The sequence below is a fragment of the Clostridium beijerinckii genome, assembly GCF_008705175.1.
Lineage (GTDB): Bacteria > Bacillota > Clostridia > Clostridiales > Clostridiaceae > Clostridium > Clostridium beijerinckii.
Window position 1 is genome coordinate 3903115 of the sequence record NZ_CP043998.1, and the last position, 18266, is coordinate 3921380.

Annotated in this window: 19 protein-coding genes and 1 pseudogene; 1 reads left to right on the plus strand and 19 read right to left on the minus strand. The window is 28.4% G+C overall.

The genetic code is table 11. The annotated features are described in order from the left end of the window. Positions 1–16 precede the first annotated feature (16 nt). The 6 genes and pseudogenes from F3K33_RS17545 to F3K33_RS17570 form a co-directional block, all read right to left on the minus strand. Positions 17–762, minus strand: a pseudogene (locus tag F3K33_RS17545) (AAA family ATPase). Positions 763–814: 52 nt separating this feature from the next. Then, positions 815–1246, minus strand: coding sequence for a hypothetical protein (locus tag F3K33_RS17550; protein WP_012059636.1), 432 nt, complete (start codon positions 1244–1246; stop codon positions 815–817). Between the two features lie 359 nt (positions 1247–1605). Continuing rightward, positions 1606–2424, minus strand: a complete 819-nt coding sequence (locus F3K33_RS17555) for a type II CAAX endopeptidase family protein (protein ID WP_039769139.1) — start codon at positions 2422–2424, stop codon at positions 1606–1608. Between the two features lie 217 nt (positions 2425–2641). Continuing rightward, complete coding sequence (locus tag F3K33_RS17560) at positions 2642–3214, minus strand: class I SAM-dependent methyltransferase (RefSeq protein WP_039769137.1); 573 nt, start codon at positions 3212–3214, stop codon at positions 2642–2644. A 608-nt stretch (positions 3215–3822) separates the two neighbouring features. Further along, a complete protein-coding gene (locus F3K33_RS17565) occupies positions 3823–4983 on the minus strand; it encodes a hypothetical protein (protein WP_039769135.1) in 1161 nt (386 codons plus the stop codon). 323 nt (positions 4984–5306) lie between these two features. After that, positions 5307–5855, minus strand: coding sequence for a DUF4865 family protein (locus F3K33_RS17570; protein ID WP_039769133.1), 549 nt, complete (start codon positions 5853–5855; stop codon positions 5307–5309). Between the two features lie 200 nt (positions 5856–6055). Between F3K33_RS17570 and F3K33_RS17575 the strand changes: the two genes are divergently transcribed. Continuing rightward, the gene (locus F3K33_RS17575; RefSeq protein WP_039769131.1) at positions 6056–6913 is read left to right on the plus strand and encodes a LysR family transcriptional regulator; all 858 of its coding nucleotides are present in this window, start codon (positions 6056–6058) and stop codon (positions 6911–6913) included. A gap of 302 nt (positions 6914–7215) precedes the next feature. Here F3K33_RS17575 and F3K33_RS17580 read toward each other — a convergent pair whose 3' ends face one another. The 13 genes from F3K33_RS17580 to F3K33_RS17640 form a co-directional block, all read right to left on the minus strand. Continuing rightward, the gene (locus F3K33_RS17580; protein WP_243141308.1) at positions 7216–7464 is read right to left on the minus strand and encodes a TipAS antibiotic-recognition domain-containing protein; all 249 of its coding nucleotides are present in this window, start codon (positions 7462–7464) and stop codon (positions 7216–7218) included. A 73-nt stretch (positions 7465–7537) separates the two neighbouring features. Further along, positions 7538–8005: a flavodoxin gene (locus F3K33_RS17585; protein ID WP_039769127.1), complete on the minus strand. Its 468-nt coding sequence runs from the start codon at positions 8003–8005 to the stop codon at positions 7538–7540. A 64-nt stretch (positions 8006–8069) separates the two neighbouring features. Continuing rightward, entirely contained in the window at positions 8070–9128 is a 1059-nt protein-coding gene (locus F3K33_RS17590) for an ATP-binding protein (protein ID WP_023974482.1), read from the minus strand. Positions 9129–9132: 4 nt separating this feature from the next. Then, positions 9133–10272, minus strand: a complete 1140-nt coding sequence (locus F3K33_RS17595; protein ID WP_023974483.1) for an FIST signal transduction protein — start codon at positions 10270–10272, stop codon at positions 9133–9135. 48 nt (positions 10273–10320) lie between these two features. After that, positions 10321–11517, minus strand: coding sequence for an HDOD domain-containing protein (locus F3K33_RS17600; RefSeq protein WP_039769124.1), 1197 nt, complete (start codon positions 11515–11517; stop codon positions 10321–10323). A gap of 418 nt (positions 11518–11935) precedes the next feature. After that, the gene (locus tag F3K33_RS17605) at positions 11936–13201 is read right to left on the minus strand and encodes a ferredoxin reductase family protein (protein ID WP_039769387.1); all 1266 of its coding nucleotides are present in this window, start codon (positions 13199–13201) and stop codon (positions 11936–11938) included. Between the two features lie 29 nt (positions 13202–13230). Continuing rightward, positions 13231–13803 carry a CDP-alcohol phosphatidyltransferase family protein gene (locus tag F3K33_RS17610; RefSeq protein WP_023974486.1) on the minus strand — a complete coding sequence of 191 codons (573 nt, stop codon included), beginning with the start codon at positions 13801–13803 and terminating at the stop codon, positions 13231–13233. Between the two features lie 263 nt (positions 13804–14066). Further along, positions 14067–14846 carry a polysaccharide deacetylase family protein gene (locus F3K33_RS17615; RefSeq protein ID WP_039769121.1) on the minus strand — a complete coding sequence of 260 codons (780 nt, stop codon included), beginning with the start codon at positions 14844–14846 and terminating at the stop codon, positions 14067–14069. A gap of 329 nt (positions 14847–15175) precedes the next feature. Continuing rightward, positions 15176–16174 carry a ketopantoate reductase family protein gene (locus F3K33_RS17620; protein WP_039769119.1) on the minus strand — a complete coding sequence of 333 codons (999 nt, stop codon included), beginning with the start codon at positions 16172–16174 and terminating at the stop codon, positions 15176–15178. A gap of 227 nt (positions 16175–16401) precedes the next feature. Beyond that, the gene (locus F3K33_RS17625; protein WP_039769117.1) at positions 16402–16758 is read right to left on the minus strand and encodes an MmcQ/YjbR family DNA-binding protein; all 357 of its coding nucleotides are present in this window, start codon (positions 16756–16758) and stop codon (positions 16402–16404) included. Positions 16759–16782: 24 nt separating this feature from the next. Further along, positions 16783–17127 (minus strand): DUF6483 family protein, encoded by a 345-nt coding sequence (locus F3K33_RS17630; protein WP_039769115.1) that lies wholly within the window; start codon positions 17125–17127, stop codon positions 16783–16785. A gap of 338 nt (positions 17128–17465) precedes the next feature. After that, on the minus strand, positions 17466–17897 hold the full coding sequence (locus F3K33_RS17635) for a DUF6773 family protein (RefSeq protein WP_243141307.1): 432 nt from the start codon (positions 17895–17897) through the stop codon (positions 17466–17468). Next, a complete protein-coding gene (locus F3K33_RS17640) occupies positions 17890–18096 on the minus strand; it encodes a helix-turn-helix transcriptional regulator (RefSeq protein WP_012059653.1) in 207 nt (68 codons plus the stop codon). The genes F3K33_RS17635 and F3K33_RS17640 overlap by 8 nt, the downstream gene beginning before the upstream one ends. Positions 18097–18266: the final 170 nt, after the last annotated feature.

An 18266-nucleotide genomic window follows, 5' to 3' on the forward strand; every position in this document is an offset into this window, starting at 1 on the left:
AGTTTTACTATGTAATCTATTCAAATAAATAACCCATCATCTTTTCAGGATTTTCTAAAAACTTTCTTGTTATCATATAGTTATCAGTCTTTTTATAAGGAGTTTTCGTAATTCCATCATCATCAATAACAAATATATCTGCACCTGGGTATGCCATTAATATTGGTGAATGAGTTGCAATAATAAATTGTGATCTTTTCTTTACTAGTTCATTAATAATAGTAAGATAGCCATTTGTTTTAGAGGTGATAATGCAGCTTCTGGTTCATCCAAGATATATAATCCATTTCCACTAAAACGATTTGTCATTAGTGTAATGAAGCTTTCACCATGTGACATCTTATGTAATGATGTACCTCCATAACTCTTTATAACAGGAACTCCCCCAGAGCTTTCTAAATCAAGTTTCTCTATTTCTGTAGCTACATTATAAAAACTTTCCGCCCTTAGAAAGAAACCATCGCGAGGCCTCTGCACACCTTTAACTACAGTAATATATTTATATAAATCTGAATGTGTTTCTCTTGATGAAAAACAAAAGTTTTTAGTTCCTCCTTCTGCATTAAATCCACTATTAACAGCAATAGCTTCCAATAATGTTGATTTCCCGCTACCATTTTCACCAACAAAAAATGTTACATTTCTTGATATGTCTAAGCTGGTTAAGTTATTAACTACAGGTAACTCTTTAATATAGCTATCATCTTTATGAATTTCTTTCTTGAGACGTATTTCCTTTATATACATATTATCATATAGCACTCATATATCACCTCATTGTTCCTTTTTCCATTGAAACGTATTTCTTATCCCATTAATTTATAAGTTTTTTTAGAGTAATATAGTGAAGAAATTCTTCCTTTTTATTTGAATAAGGATCACTTTCATTAAACTCAAATTCAATTGAAGTCTTTTGCTCCTTATCAATATATGTGACATCATATCCATCACCGCTACCCATAAAATCTGAATAAGTTTTTTTTGCATAATTATCACCATAAGCCTTTAATACATCTGAAAATTTAGACTCTGAGCCTATGCCTCTACTTGTTACAAATTTTGTATCATCTGACTTATTAGGATATCCAACTGATATCCAAGCAACTTCATTATCTTTATCTATTTGGAAATATGCATAATACGGATAATTATCAAATTCTAAACCTCTTAATCCATTTTTATTAATATTATCATTTGTCAATTTTCCAAATTTCTCTTCTAAAGCCTGTATATCAACTTGTTCCATTAAGCAAACTTCAGCCAAACTATCATCTTTCAAATTTGTACTTTTTACAAAAAGATATTTCTCTGGAAATAATATATATGCTATACCAGTTAGAACAGCTATTATACTTGCTATAATTAAATATTTCCTCTTAATTACATTTCCCCCTTTCGGGTTATTTCCCCCAATTAAATTTAGTTCTTTATATAATCTGATGCATTCTTATGCTCAGAAGGGTTTGAATGTTTAGAGTTATATATACAACCTGTTTAATCCCATCAGCAGACATATGTGGTATGTATTTTCCAATATATCCCCAATTACCTGTTTTTTGAATTGTATCTATAGCTTTTGCATCTGCTTCATTTGCTGAAATGCCACTAATATTTCTCTTTATATTCTTTTCTAAATTGCTTTACAAAATATAAAATCATCATTGCACCTAAAATACATCCAAGTACACCTTCTCCATTTATTTTTATTATATCTCCACTTATCACCCCAGATGTGTTTGTATAAATATCACCGAGCATCAAAGGATTAACCACATTCCACACCGAGTGCAGAAATAGTACTGGTAATAAACTCCTTGAAGAATAGTAACAATAAGATGAAGGAAAACTATATGTAAAGGCAGCAAATGCTTGGATAACACATAGGAATAATGGATTACCTATTCCAGTTGCCTTTGCCAAAAGAAAAACAGCAGGAATGTGATACAATCCCCATACTACACCTACAATTATAGTTGCTTTCGTTTTACCATAATCTTTTGTTAATCTAGGGAGTAGATATCCCCTCCATCCATATTCTTCTCCCAAAGCTAAGAATAAACCAATAACTACAGACAGTATTAGAATTATAATACTTTTGAATGTGAATTCCTTGTTTATACTGATATTTCCGACACCAGTAAGTTGAACTATAAATGAGCAGACACCTATAAAAACAATAGGGTAGAAAATTCCAAACAATACTGATTTTAAAGTTGTGTCTTTAAATAAATTTGCTTGATGATCATTTGTAATCTTATTAAAGATAATAGCTAATATTGCAGGAATGAACATGATTAAAGCAAAATCATTTTTACCTATAGTAGGATTAATAAACAACATAATTGTAATAATCCATGTAATTAAAAGAACTGTAATAATATATACTTTTTCAGGATCTTTTCTTATAAAATTCTTAACAGTCATAGTTACCTCTTTTCTACAAAGGATAATCTTAATATTATTGCTATCAAGTTACTGATAATTAAAACAAATTAACTATATTATTTTTACATTTTTCTTTTAAATTCAAAATATAAAATATTATATAAACATATATCATTCAACTTTCCAGAAAACATCTGCTTAATTTACTGTATTAAATTTGTTAGATAATGATTTAATTCTATTTATATATTGTTTCTTACACTGATTTTTTACAGAAAATATAAGTGACAAGAAATCCTCTATCATCTTCATTTTCTATATTTTCAATTAACTCAAAGGATTTCTTTAAATTTTCAAAATCTGCTGGTTGAATAAGATCCTCTTTTCTAATTTTAGAATCAACCTTATGCTTATGCCCAAAACCACAAACAAATAAAATACCATTATCAGTTATATGATTTTCTAAGTCTCCAAGCTGCTCTTTACTTAACCTGTAATGATTGATTAAAATATTATCAAATATTCCAATATCCTTTAAAGAATTAGATATACTTAAGTCAACTTGCTTTGTATTAACTAAATAATTATTTCTTTTAGCAAATGTCTTAAGCCTATCAAGAGCTTTACTACTAAAATCAACACCTGTTACTTCGAATCCATTTTCAAGTAAAAACAAAGTATTTCTACCATCTCCACATGCTATATCAAGAACAGATCCTTTTTTGAAATATGTAATATTTTCAGTTACCGATTTTTCTGGATTTAGTGGATTACCACTTCTATTAGCAAATTTATTATCCCAGTATTCTCTATTTCCCATATACTCCATCTTGTTTCCTCCAACAATACATTGCGCAATCATTTGCCATCCTTTATTAATTATAGTATATTTTGTAAGTATTTAATATTTAATTTTCAAAGAAATATTTCTACTTTATATAAAAACTTCATTCTTTTTATATAGAACTTTTCAGTAAAATTTTCATAGTCATATGGAACAAATACGTATTCATTTCGGTTAGGTATACGCATAAGTGCAAATTTCATTGCGGAACTATATATAGATAACCTAATTATAAGTTATATTTATACTATGAAATGTATTGTAACTAGAAATAAGAATTATGCTTTTGTGAAATGTTTCATTAGGAATTTGATGGTTTTGATTCTTAGATTAAAAGTTGTTCCAAGTATGCTAGTTCAAAGCTTGCCTTTGAGTCTAGCATATTGGACGCAACTTGTGATCTTAGAATCATCCATCATAATTTCCTTAGAAACTGGAACAATAGCATAATCCTTATTTCGGCGAGTCATATGCATAAGTTCAGGTCTTAGTTGGGTTATCTATAGTATTTATTAAACAAAAAATATCCCAAATTCATCATTAATAATGAATTTGGGATATTTAGACCTGTAGCTTATTTAATTTAACAACTATTATCTTTTCAATTGTTCAGCAAACGACTTTCCTACTGGATCAGCATCATCTAAACATTCAGGATCTCCCGCAATCAGCCCTGCCTTCTCATGCCAGAACTCGCTGAACATTATATATAGTGATTTAAGCCTATCTATATCGCCACCTTCTGCTAATGTTTTTGCAAGGAAATCAATGGCAAAATACATGGTCTTACTTTCATAATATAGATGCGGATGCGGACCTGGGGCATCTATTACCCATATAATTAAGTTTCCTACCTTTTGCAGACCATAACGAGGAGTTACACCAAGTTCATTGCAGAATGGAATGAGCTGATCATTAAAGTCTATCTTTGAGCGACAATTTATAATAACTAAGTATTTAGAAAGGCTATTTCTAGATAAAACATGAGTAAAATCCACACGCTCTGCATCTCCATATTCCTTTTCATAGGCAAGATCAATGCCAGTACATTCTTTAAAATTAGCAAGTGCACTTGGAAGAAAACGCGTAAGATCAAGTTGTGGATTCGATGCTATTGCAACGCTGCCAGAGATTTTTTCAGCAGTGAACAAACCAGATGTTCCCCCTGATGAAACTGAATAAAAAATGATATGCTCATTAGGGATGCCTAGGCATTTTGCTACTCTCATAACAAGCTTTGCCGTAGCATCGCGGTAATCTCGTTCTTTCGTCCCATAAAACCACCCAACAGAGATGTCAGATTCAAAGTACATCGGATCTTCAATACTTAATAAATGTCCTTTCAGAAACGTAGACCATGACCACTTATGAAAACATGGAAGTGGACCTTTTGCAATTGTCTTATCATCGCGCATGGTATCGAGCACAACGTAAAGATAATCATATTCACTTGCCTGATAAAAGCATTCAAAATGTGCGCCATCAACCTCTGTATTGAACCTGCCTTCTGGAACTCTATCTAATTTTTCAGAATCAATACCCACACTTTCTCCTGTAAGGGCTGATGCATCAGCAGATCTGTATTTCTCATGTCTGCATGCTTCCAGCTTTTCAGCAAAATTTCTCTCGGTGCCATCACTGTTGTACTCCCAGGCTATATTTTCGAGAAATTCTATTGATGGTAGGATGTCTCTATCATCCATTTTCTTATTATTCTTAGCAAAGTATTCTAGATTTTCTTCATCTTTTTTCATAAAAATCAGTCCTTTATTTTCTAATCTTAGAGTTTATTAACTTTCTTAATTATAAAGTGAACTATAAACATATTTTATCAGAACACTTGTTCTAAAACAATGAATTTATTCAAAATAAAATGGCTACGTCATGCTCATTCTTAATCATGCTTTTACAATCTAGTATCCTCGTAACCATTGATATAAATGACTTTAAAAATCGAAAAAATTTATACTAGCCTAGATCAAAAGTAAAGATTTATGTTAAAACATGATTTTCATATACCCATACACATTATTGAAAAAAGAAGATTTTCACCAGATTGTTCTAAACGAATTTGCATCTATATTTTTTCTTGTGATATGTGAAGTATATCATAAGTTGTTCCTTCTACTGATTTTATCTTGCTTAAATCATCTATGAAAAAAAACACATGATATTTCCATTTATCAGGAGTGTAAATAACTATAAATTCACTTTCTTTAATCCTTGGAATATTTTTTTCTATTCCATCTTTAAAATTATTAAGACTTCTCTGAGGTTTTATTTCTCTTTCTATCTCAAATACATATTTACTATCTTTAATTTTATATGTTGTTGTATCAATTAGTGGTATTCCTACATTTACTTTCTGCCATCCAAAAGAAGTTATTATATTGTCATAAAAACCATTAAACAAAAATTTATTTAACCCATTACTATCTTTCCAAACATATAAAGGACAATAGCTATTTTGCAAATTCTGATTTTTTCCTTTTTCTGTTGTTAGATATAATTTAAACTTTAAATCTTCAAATCCATCTGTTTTATATCCGTTGTTTTTTACTCTATCCTTTATTATGCTCATATCATAATCGCTAGGTAATATAATCTTATATTGAGTTGCTATCATTTCTTTTTATCCTCCCTTTTAATTTTAGTTCCAACTTTATTTTTGATTCATAAATGAAATTATTGCTCAACTCGTGCCTTTCCTTTCACACTTACAGTTTAACTCCCATTATAAAAATTGTATAATACTTATAAATAATCTTTAATATCACTAATAGTGATGGCAAATGTAAATTAATTTTAACGAAAGGTTTCTATACTATGGAAATTAATGATCTAAGAATATTTCAGATAGTTGCTTATGAAAAATCTATATCAAAAGCTGCTTTAAGACTTGGTTATGCCCAATCAAATATAACTGCGCGAATTAAATTACTGGAGAATAAATTAAACACTACTTTATTTATAAGAAACAATAAAGGAATTGTAATTACACCTAATGGAGAAAAATTGCTTAAGTATGCAGATAAAATTCTTGAATTAATTGATGAAGTTAATGATGAGTTTCTTACTCCTAAAATTTCTTCTACTATTAAAATAGGTGCTACTCAGACTATTTCTGCATCTGTTTTACCTAAATTATTTTATTTATTCCATGAGAAGAATCCTGAAGTATCTTTAACCTTAAAAACAGAAACTCAGAAAAATCTTCTAGATATGATTTTAAAGAATGAACTAGATGGGGCTTTTATATCTGATGAAATTACATCCTCAAAAATAAAAAAAGTTATTACCTTTAAAGAAAAACTTGCATTAGTATCTTCTATAAGCATTGATTCTATTAATGATTTACAAACTCCTATAATAGTAAATTCAGATGCTGATTGCCCTTATCGTAAGCTCTTACAAAAATGGTTGAGTTATAACAACTATAAGGCTGCTGCTATTATTGAATTTGATTCACTAGAATCTATCCTTCGGGGCATAGATGAAGGTCTTGGCATATCACTTTTACCAAAAAGTATTTTGCCTAAAAATCATAATTTTTTCATTTATGATTTAAAAGATGACTTTTCTGAATTAGAAATTAAATTTGTAGTCAACAAGAATTTAAAAATCAATCCTTTACTTAAAAGTTTTATTAGTGTAACAAATGACTACCTTTTAAATTCTCAGTAATTAATTTTTAACAGTATGGCTTATAGGGCGAATTATTTTTTATACCATTAGATTTATGGCTAATTATACAATTGAAATAAAAACACTATGAAGGTATGGCCTTCAACCCAGCATTATTTTAGCATATTCTGAAGAATATATATGGTAATATTCTTCAGAATAAATATTGTTAAGAATAAATATTCTTAACAATATTTATGGTAAACCATATTAGAATACAGTGGTTTTATAAAACGCTACTCTAAAAAAATTCACTCACTATAAAATATTGGTGCTGATTTAAATATACCTCCTATAAGTATTTACTGATTTAAAGAAGCATGCATTTCTGCTGCTGTATAAAGGTAGTAAGAAAGTCCAGTTAATTGATTTTCAAGTATGCTCCTATGAAAATCATCATCTAAAAAGAACTTTGTTTGAGCTACAAATGATTTTGCATCCACCCTATGACCATGATCATTTAAAAATTTAATATGACTTTTTAATGTTTCCTGTACGCTTTTATCATTAGCCTTTACACCATTTTTCAGAGCATCTTTTATATAATTCATAAACTGCTGTGCTTCCATGGTATCAAAACTCTATCTCATACAGATATTTAAATAATTACAAATTCTCTCTATCCTATAAACCAATTTGCTCAATCCAGTTTTTGACCTGCTGTTCACTAAAATTACTCATAGCTTCAAAACCAGGAAGGATTGTTGATTTCTGGCATTCTTTTGCAATATTGATTTGAATTTGCCCAAAACCTCCCCCACCATGAGTGCAAAAAGGAATAATAGTCTTTCCCTGCAAATCCACGTTTCTTAAAAAACTTAGTATTGGTGGAGCAAATGATTTAAACCAATTGGGAGTACCTAAAAAAATGTAATCATAAGACTTGACTGATTCTTCTCCAGATAATAATTTTGGACAATATCCATTTTCAATTTCATTCCTTACTTCCTTTGCTGCTGTATTATAATTGAAAGCATAGGACTTTTCAGGAACCAACTCTCTAATATCTCCTCCCGTTTGTTTTGCTATTTCTTCTGCTAACATTCTTGTTGTATTTGAAAAAGAATAAAATACTACTAATATTTTGCTCATTTTTACCTCCGTAAATTATAAAATGTTTATTTTCTCGAATCATGGTATAGATTTTTTATGTAAATTAAGATATTTTTCCATTTACATTATCATCATCTTCCTTAGCGCCTATAGGTAATGAGATAGTAAATTTAGTGCCTTCTCCTAACCTGCTACTTACATCTATAGTTCCAGAATGTTTATTTACTATTATATCATGTGAAATACTTAAACCTAATCCTGTTCCCATACCTACTGGTTTTGTTGTAAAAAATGGATTAAAAATACTATTTATATTTTCTTCAGCAATTCCTACTCCATTATCGCTTATTTCACATTTTACATAATTATTTTCACAATAAGTATGAATTTTTATTATACCTTGAATTCCTTTTGACTTTATTGCATGAGCAGCATTTACTAATATATTTAGTAATACTTGATTTATTTCACCATTAATTGCTTTTATTGTTGGAACCACTTCAAAATTTTCTTCAATGACTGCATAATATTTAATTTCGTTATAAGCAATAGTTATAGTTGATTTTATATTGTCATTTATATCATATTGGGTATATTCTAAAGAAGATGCCTTTCTTGCAAATCCAAGAAGGCTTTTTACAATATTCTCTATTCTAGCTATTCCATCTTCAGATTCTGATATTATATCATCCATATCTTCAAATAGAAAATCAATTTTATTTCTATTTCGGTATTCAACAATCTCAAAGAAATTTGAATCATATAAATCTTTATGTGTTATTTTTATATTTCCCTCAATATTCTTATATAACTCCAAAAGATTTTTCAACTTATCTTTATACTTTTCTAGCATATACATATTACTTTTAACAAATCCTAAAGGATTATTTATTTCATGAGCTATTCCGGCAGAAAGCTGACCTATTCCAGCCATTTTTTCTTGATGAACAATTTGCGCTTGTAGTTTTTCTATTTTTTCTAAGTTCTCATTATACTCCCTAGAACTTATTTCGATGCTTCTTTCCAGCAGAATTCTATCCTTATCGAATTCAATATAAGCAGAATTTACAGCCTCCAAAAAAGCTTTGTACTCTTCTGGAATTTTCTCTTCTCCAATATACTTTGATAATTGTCTTTTTAATAATTTATGATAATCTCTCATATTTTCACTTCTCCCCTATGAGTGTAATTGTCATTGTTTGGTTATGAAATTCAGTCACATTATTTTTATTTGAAGGCGCTATTTCTCCATTAGAATAAAAGCCAGTAAATATAACATCATTACCTAAAATACTTCTTACTCCCTCAAGTTCTTCATCTATAATTTGATTTAAAACAACACGTCTTCCTCTGCAGCTTACCAAAATTGCCAACTTAATATCTTCACAATTAATACTTGTAATTGAATTTTCTGCTGCTTTAATTGACCCATTTATTAGATTATTAAAATTTGCTCTCATAAGCTTTCCATAGTAACCTTCTGGTATTTCTCCTGCGAACCTAAGACTATTTGTTTTTTCATCTATACCTGCTACCGTTCTAACATAGCTATATTTATTATCACGTGATCTTATATTTAAAGGAAATAACAATCCACTAACTGGTAGTCTACTTGCATATTCCCCCAAATATTCTTTATATAAATCTAATGCCGGTTTTCCATCTAATTCGTATAATATATTATCCTTTGATTTTGTGACTGTTCTTTCTATTCCAAATGTATCAAATCCACCTACCGATCCAAATCCAATCTTAATCTTTTCTCCATAAAATGCGATTGTTGCTATTAAATTCTTTTTTCCATAATCATTCGCAACTACAAAAGTTTCTTTATATCCTTCATAATCTCCAGCTAATCCTCCTGTTACCTTCACTTTCTCTGGTAATCCATCGACAACTCCTTCTACTAACTTACTACCATTTATGTTTATACCTTCACCTATTAAAAATACATGAGATAGATTTTCCACTGGAATCGCTTTTGCTATTTCAATTCCTTTCTCATAACATTTATTAAAGTCAGTTAATTCTGTAACCAAAAATTTTATTTCAGTACTCTCAAAATAAACAGCTGTTACAGTTAAAATATTATCATTTACTTGGTCATTAAATATTTCACCAGCTGTTGTACAGCCTATTATATCCGCATTAGGATATGTTATTTTTATCTTATTAAACACTTCTTTATTGCAGATAAATTCTTTAGAACCAAATAAAAATATTACTTGGGCCTTCACTAATTTACCTAACGTAATAATGCTATCAACCTCATTCAGTTTATAAAATGCAAATTGCTCTACAACCATCCTCAAATCCCCCTATAATATCTCTAAATAAATTATTTTGAAATGAAACTACTCATCAAATAGTCCATTTAATTCCGCCACTTCCCCAAGCCTCTTTTCGAATATATCTTTATCTATCCCAAGTTCCAAAAATACTTTTTCGTCCAAATCCATTAGGCTAGTTTCTTTTAATATGTCCCAAGCATATTTTCCTGCAATGTGGACTACATATACAATTTGCTTATTAATAACATTTTCATGAAAAGGTTCATGATGATATATTGCTGATTCAACAATAGGAAATGGTATATCCCACCATCTTAAAAGATACCCTCCTATTTCTTGATGGTTTGTCCCAAAACATTTTTTTTCAAATTCTACTATAGCAGTATGGTGATTCTTAACTTCATCAATTATTTCGCTATATTTATCTTGAAAATGATACATCATAAATGCCATCCCAATGTTACTCAATAATCCAGCATTCATTTCGGTTTCTGGAATTTTCTTATTGAGAAATTCATTATAAATAAAACTCACAATCCTATTGGCAATAAAGGATTGCTTCCACAACATTTTCAATTTTTCTTTCCCCTTAGAATCAAATCCTAGACTATCTATAAATGCGGATGAAATGACTATATTTTTAATATTATCTAGCCCAAGGTATGCGACAGCTCTTTTAATTGAACCTGTCTTCACTCCGTAATGAGATGAATTTATAACATGAAGTATTTTTATTGCAATAGAATTATCGGATTCTATTGCTTCAACTATTTCATATATTTCGGCATTACATTCTATTTCATCAATAATTTTTTGATAAGACTCTTTAATTGTAGGTAATTCATCAGCACTCTTTACCAATTTTAAAACATTAATGTTGTCCTTTAGCATATTTTCTACTTTAAATATGTTATCTATAGTCTCAATAAAAATATTATTTTCCCAAGGTTTTAAAATATAAACTTTTGCTATGTTTTTTTGCAATGAATCTAGTATGATTCTTTCCTCTGCAAAACCGCTTAAAATTATGCGAATTATGTCTGGAAATCTATTTTTGACTATACTTAGTAGTTCATACCCATTCATATTTGGCATTCTCATATCACTAACAATTAAATCTACTTCTTGATTTCCAAGAATATCCAAAGCTTCTAAACCGCTCTCAGCCACGCTTATCTCATAGTCCGTATCCATAAAAAGTCTTTTAAACGCTTTTAGTATTTGAATTTCATCATCCACAAAAAGAATCTTTTTTCCCATAAAAATCCCCCCCTATGTTAATCGTATATGTACTAGCAACTTTTATTACTTACCATAATTTATTCTACAAATATTGATATATACCTTTTTTCTTTTCATAATTTGATCCTATTTTTTCAATAATTATCCTAATTTATCACTCGTTGTTTATTTTTAATTATAAATTTTAAAAAACGCCTTAATTAATAAAGCAATAAACTCATTAGAATTTTTTTCTATCTAAAAATAGCACCAGCTAATTTAACAAGCGCGACAAATTTTTTATCTTTAATAAGTTATTGTACAAACAAAGTTTACGAAAAATAAATAAGCCATTTCTTTATGATATAATAGTTTTTCTAGAAACCAATTACATCATTTAAGAAATGACTCAACTACAAGTTATATCAATAAATATTAAATTCAAAAAAATTTATATCTATTTAAATTGAAAATGCTCATAATTAAAATTTATGATATTAAAATTACTATCTTTAAATTGCTTTTTTAAATTTTCTCTCATTGGAGCTGGCCCACAAAAGTAAACATCAACACTATCTTTTGTATTCACAACTTTGGATATTTCGTTTACTGATAAAAATCCCTTTTCTTTTGAATTAAATAAATGCACTCTTAAATTATTACTGTTTAATAGTTGCAATTCTTCTTTATATGCTCCTTCAGCTTCATTATTGTATGCATAAAAAAGATCTACCGAGAATTCTTCCCCTACACCTGATTGAGCAAAGCTCCTAAAAGGTGTTATTCCAATTCCTCCTGCAATCCATATTTGATTCTTGATACCAGTTTTATAATTAAATTTACCATGAGGTCCTGAGACAACAAATTCATCTCCAACCTTAAGTGTATTTAACAACTCCTTTGTATGATCCCCTAATGCTTTAATAGTGAATTGCAATTCTCCATTCTTAGGTGCTTCACTTATTGTAAATGGATGTGAAACAAATCCATTTTCATTATCTAAAATCTTCAAAAAAGCGAATTGTCCTGGTTTGAATTTTATTTCTTTTCCAATGGAATCCCCTGTAATCTCAAAGGTTCCATTAGCTACTATATCTAATTTTTTCACCTTATATTTATACTTAAACGAAATTTTTTCATAAAGGAACACGCTATAAATTGCAGATGTTATACCTATAATATTTATTAGATTTAGCCATATACAAAAAGGTTCCAATGAAAAGACAGCATAAGTTGCACTTCCATAATAGTGATAAATTCCAAATGCATAAGGAATAATCATAAATTTATGAATTGTTTTCCACTTTTCATAATTTAAATTTTTAGCCACAAGGGCGATTAATATAAGTACTATAAATATATACATACTAAAAGTCCCATACATGGCATAAGGATCTTTAGGAATTTTTATTCCATTGGCCCTTTCAATTTTTTTCCCCATACTTATTGTTATATTATGAATAACAGCCAAAGCCAACGCACAAATACTTAAATACTTATGGTAAATATATGATTTATCTAGTCCATCAAATAAGCCATCTAAAATTTTATGCCTAGTTGAAATGAAATTAATAAATGCAAATGCTACCAATGCAAATGCAGCTATTAATTGAGAATATCCACTCATTGCAGATATTTCTCTTATAGGTTCAACAAATAACCATAATACCCATGTTATTATCATACTCATAAGTATAACTAACTTTCCCGACATACTCCTCATACTTATCATCCTTTCATGACTCTCCATATTTATATAAGTTTATTTTCGATAAAGCAAAGTTTTACTCTTGAATAAGAAGAATAAACTCCAATTATAAATGTTATATATATAATATAATCTATTGTGATTATTGCATTATTAGCCCCAATATATCTATATATACATACAATCCCTGGAATTACTAGAAATGTAGCCGAAACTAATCTACCAGCACTATCGAAAATAAAGGACTTGTCCGACTTTTTAATATTTTTGATATACTTTGATGTTATTATAAATTCAATGAATTTCAAACATACGAATCCAAAATACCATATAGGCAAAATTTTTATGTTTATTAACGCTATATATGAAATCATAATATAAAACAAATCTGCAAATACATCTAGTTTTGCTCCTATTAGCGAAGTTGAATTAGTTTTTCTTGCAATTTTGCCATCTAATAAATCTGAAATACATATTGATAAAAATAAAATGCTCAAATTCACATTTCTTTCCTTCGCATATATAAATTGCTCAATTATATTTTGAACAAATAATACTGATAGTATTATTCTTGCTATTGTAATTAAATTAGGTACATGTCTGACTATAATCTTCAAAGAACCCCTCCCCGTTTTTTATTGTTTTAATAAATCATTTTAAGGTAATTAAACAAAACCTTCTAATTTTCTCCTATATATTACAAGTTTACAACAAAAACACCTATATTTCTATAGGTGTTCTTAGAATTTACATTCTAGGCTTAATTTATATAATTTTTCTTATTTAGTATTTACTATTTTCTAGATTTCTCATGCTTAATCTTCATGAATAACATGCTGCCTTTATTTTTTAATGTTATATTTTTTAGGCAAATATATTTTTATTTAAATAATTTTCCTCTCATATGAAAATATAATTCTGGAGTATCTTCCGTAATAACTTTAAATTCATATCCCTTAGATTTATAATATTTTATTATTTGAGGAAGAGCCTTGCATGTATTCTTATGCATATCTGTACAATGCAAAAGTAATATTATGTTTTCGCGATTTTCACTTCCTTTGATTGCTTTTCTATATAAAGTATCTGGTGAGAGTTTTGAATTTAATCCATCAGTATTATCTAAGTCCCAATCATATATTTTAAATCCTTCATTATGCAGTTTTTTTAAATAATTTTTGTTCAATCGTTTATGACTTCCACATGGAAATCTAATTATATTCGGTGAAATTCCAATAGCCTTATTTATCTCATCTCGACATTTAATCATTTCTTTTATAAATGCGTCTTCACTGCTATAAATTTTCCTTATTTTGTGGGTATATGTATGAAGTCCTATTCCGTTTCCTTCATCATAAATTCTTTTTACCACATCTTCTTTTCCTTCAATTTGATTTCCGATTAGAAAAAAAGTTGCATTTACTTTATTTTCCTTTAATACGTCTAAAACATCATTTGTTACTTTGCTACTAGGTCCATCATCAAAAGTTAAATAAATTGTTTTTTTCTTATGCTCACTTATTTTTTCATTTAAATTAACATTTTCATTGAATACTAAATCACATAAATCAGAATTAATATTTATATTGTCTATAAATATAGTTAGAATAAAAAATATACTTACCCCAAAAAATAAGATATGTTTTGATTTAATTCTCAATTTGTTTTCCTCCTTTGTAACTTGCCTCATAAATCTAAAGCTTATTTCACTTTATTATTAGCTTCTTGAATCTTTTTATTTATAGCAATTTTATACATCTGTTAATTATTATATAAAATTACTTAAAATAAAAATTTTTCTGCTTAGAATCAGCTATAAATCAAAGTTATAGTAGATTTTCGTTACGCTGGAGAATTAATTTTCAAATGACTTAATTCATTCTTTATAAAATTGTAGGGACTTTAAAAGAGAAAGCATTAAGCCATATAAGACAAGAAATTTAATAATTTTGATACACTTCTCTATATTGAATTGCTTGGGCGCAAAATTTAACAATTTATCTTCTTTTCTAGTAAATTGTATTTTCTTGAAAACAGCGGCGCATCCATTTGATTATTTTTACCGCAGTCATATACATTCTTGCATACATATAATAAATCATTTATATTATTATGAAGTGTCATAATTCTACGAGTCAGCTGATTATTTTTAAACATTCTTTTCATAACTATTCCTGCTAATTTTGAAGGCATTTTATAAGCAAATAATTCATTATTATAATTTTTTAGATTTACATTTCTAGATGCAATTATTTTTACAGTTTCCCTTATAGTTACTATTGTTTCTGATAAAATTTTAGAGGAATCCATCAACTTTTCTGCTGCCTCAGTCGTATTTTTTATATCACCATATTCTGCTGCCTCAGTCGTATTTTTTATATCACCATATTCTCCAGCGTTTGTTATAACTGCTGCATTTATCGCCATATGAATCCAAATCCATTCGAGCATATCAAAAGGTATTTCAGCTTTAATATGACAATCAGATAATAATTTTAGTAACTTATCATAATTTTTAATATTTGTTTTTTCTTTGCTTTCAAGCATAATATGATCAAATATACAGCAATTTAGTTCATGATCACTTATATTTCCACCTGCTACTGGATAACCAAGTATGTACTCCCATCCTTTGAATAAATTTTCAATATAACTTTTATCTTCCCATATCCCGTTGAAAATTATCAAAGTACCATTAATGTCATTCTCTTTTAATGTTCTTATTACTCCTTCAATTTTTCCAGCTGGAACACTTACTAATATAAAATCATAAGAACTGTTTTTATTTGCGATATGGATCTTATAATTATCATTTTTTTCTTCGCCTTTATTGTTAAATCTTCCATCTAATAACTTGACATTTATATTTTCAGGTACAAATGCTTTTTTGCTGTCTCTTATTAAATGCTCTACCTTGTGTCCCTCTTTTTGAAGAACATATCCATAAGTTGTCCCAATCACACCAAGACCGATTATTAAAACTTTCATTTTCACACCTCTAAATCTCCATTTATCTTCCAGTTAATTGTAACATATTTTGTAAATGCTATCCTGTTGTGTTTTGAAAAAATATTATTTCAATTCAATAAAGCCTTATGAAATTACATATTGAGCGTTCAATAAATCTATAATTTACTGTACAAAAAAAATCGCAAATTCAATTTTCTTGAATAATGCGATTTTAAAATTATTGCATTACTTCTGATAACTAATTTCTATTTTGTCAAATCATAACTTAAACTAATTAAATTATATATTTCCTCCTTTGAAAATAGGCTGTCCAATGCAATTGTAATCCAGTGCTTTTTATTCATATGATATTCAGGAAAAATTCCATCTTTACTTTTTAACAAACTATTTAAAGCAGGGTCACACTTTAAGTTTAATATCTCAGCATTTCCTTTTCCACTCAGACCTAATTTAATTCTTGGTATATTCATAATTACCCCATACCATTTGCCATTCACTTCATGTCTAAGTACAGCATACTCTGGATATTTAAGCCAAGAGTAGTCTGGATTGGTATTAAATTTTTCCTTTACATAAGCAAGAAGCTCTTCCCTTTCTACCATAAAAATTCCTCCTAAAACACCTACTTATTTAACTTTAAATTTTTCTATATCTTTTAATCCCTGATAAACTTCTTCTCTTGGGAAATTACTTTTCCTCAAGAATTCATCACTCTTTTTAATGAGCGAATTATAAAAGTTAATTGCAATTTCATAAACTTCTTGTGAATTATTTTTTTCTAATTCATCAAATATTAAATCTTCCGCTTTATTATAATTTCCTTCGTGAACAACTTTGTTAAGAATTATTTTAAATATATCTATAGAACTCATTTGCTCTATATCAATTTTCTCATTATTTTCTTCTTTTTTATTACAAATAATCTTTCCAATGGATTTCCCAAGCTCCTTAATAAGTTTTTCAATATCCATATATCTTACCTTCATTCTTGTCTAATACTATAGATGTCCAAATTATTAATTAGACTTATTATGTGGACATATTTCCATACTTACCCTATATAAATGGTTAACTTAGCTAGAAATCATAAATATATTTGTGGATAAAACATTTAAAAATGAGTTGCTAAGATTCTTAGTTATAGATTGTTCCACTTTAGCTTGTCATACTGAAAGTTTGATCATGCTAAAATGGTGAAATCTACAGCTTACAATCTTCATCCATATTTGAAATTAAGCTGCGCTAATTCGTAATCTAACTTCTACATTGGGTATCTATAGTATCACTTAAATATCCTTATATTTATTTTCTATTTTCTTTTTTGTATCTTTGATACCTGTCCTAGTAATGTTAAAACAATAAATCCAAGAATGAAAATTCCACCAAAGAATCCACCAATTATAGTAGGGGTCATCACTTTGATTCCTTCCCTTGTATAAATTATAATTGCAAACAATAACGTAGCTACAACTGAGCATATAATACTATAAATTAAATTACTTTTTACAGAAGGTTCATTGTTATTGTAGCTCCATAGACCACTTTTTAAGCAACTCCAAATCATCGAAATGCCCCCACATGCAAGTATTACTGTTTCACCAAGTACTTGCTGAAAAGCAGCTTTCATAAATAACATTTGTATTACAATCACTATTACTGATACACTAAACATAATGCGAAACGCCATATGCTCACATTTATAGAATTCCTGCTGTTGGCGTTCATCAATTTTTTTATTCATTATCATCATCCTCCCAAAAAATATCATTTAATGTTTTTCCAAGTGCCTTGCAAATGGCGATACATAATTGCAATGATGGATTAAATTTTCCAGCTTCTATCATTCCTATTGTTTGCCTTGTTACGCCTACTATATCTGCTAACTGTTCTTGAGATAAGTCCATCGAGGCTCTTGCTGATTTCATTTTAAGATTTTTCACCTGCATTCCTCCTTATATTATTGTCCTTATATTATTGTTGTAATATATACAAACCATAATGTCAAATATATATTGCATTATAGTTAGTATATAATACAACAACTCACTAGCAAACTCAATATTAGTGAATTAAAAGAATATTACGTTTCTACAATTTGTTATTCAATTTT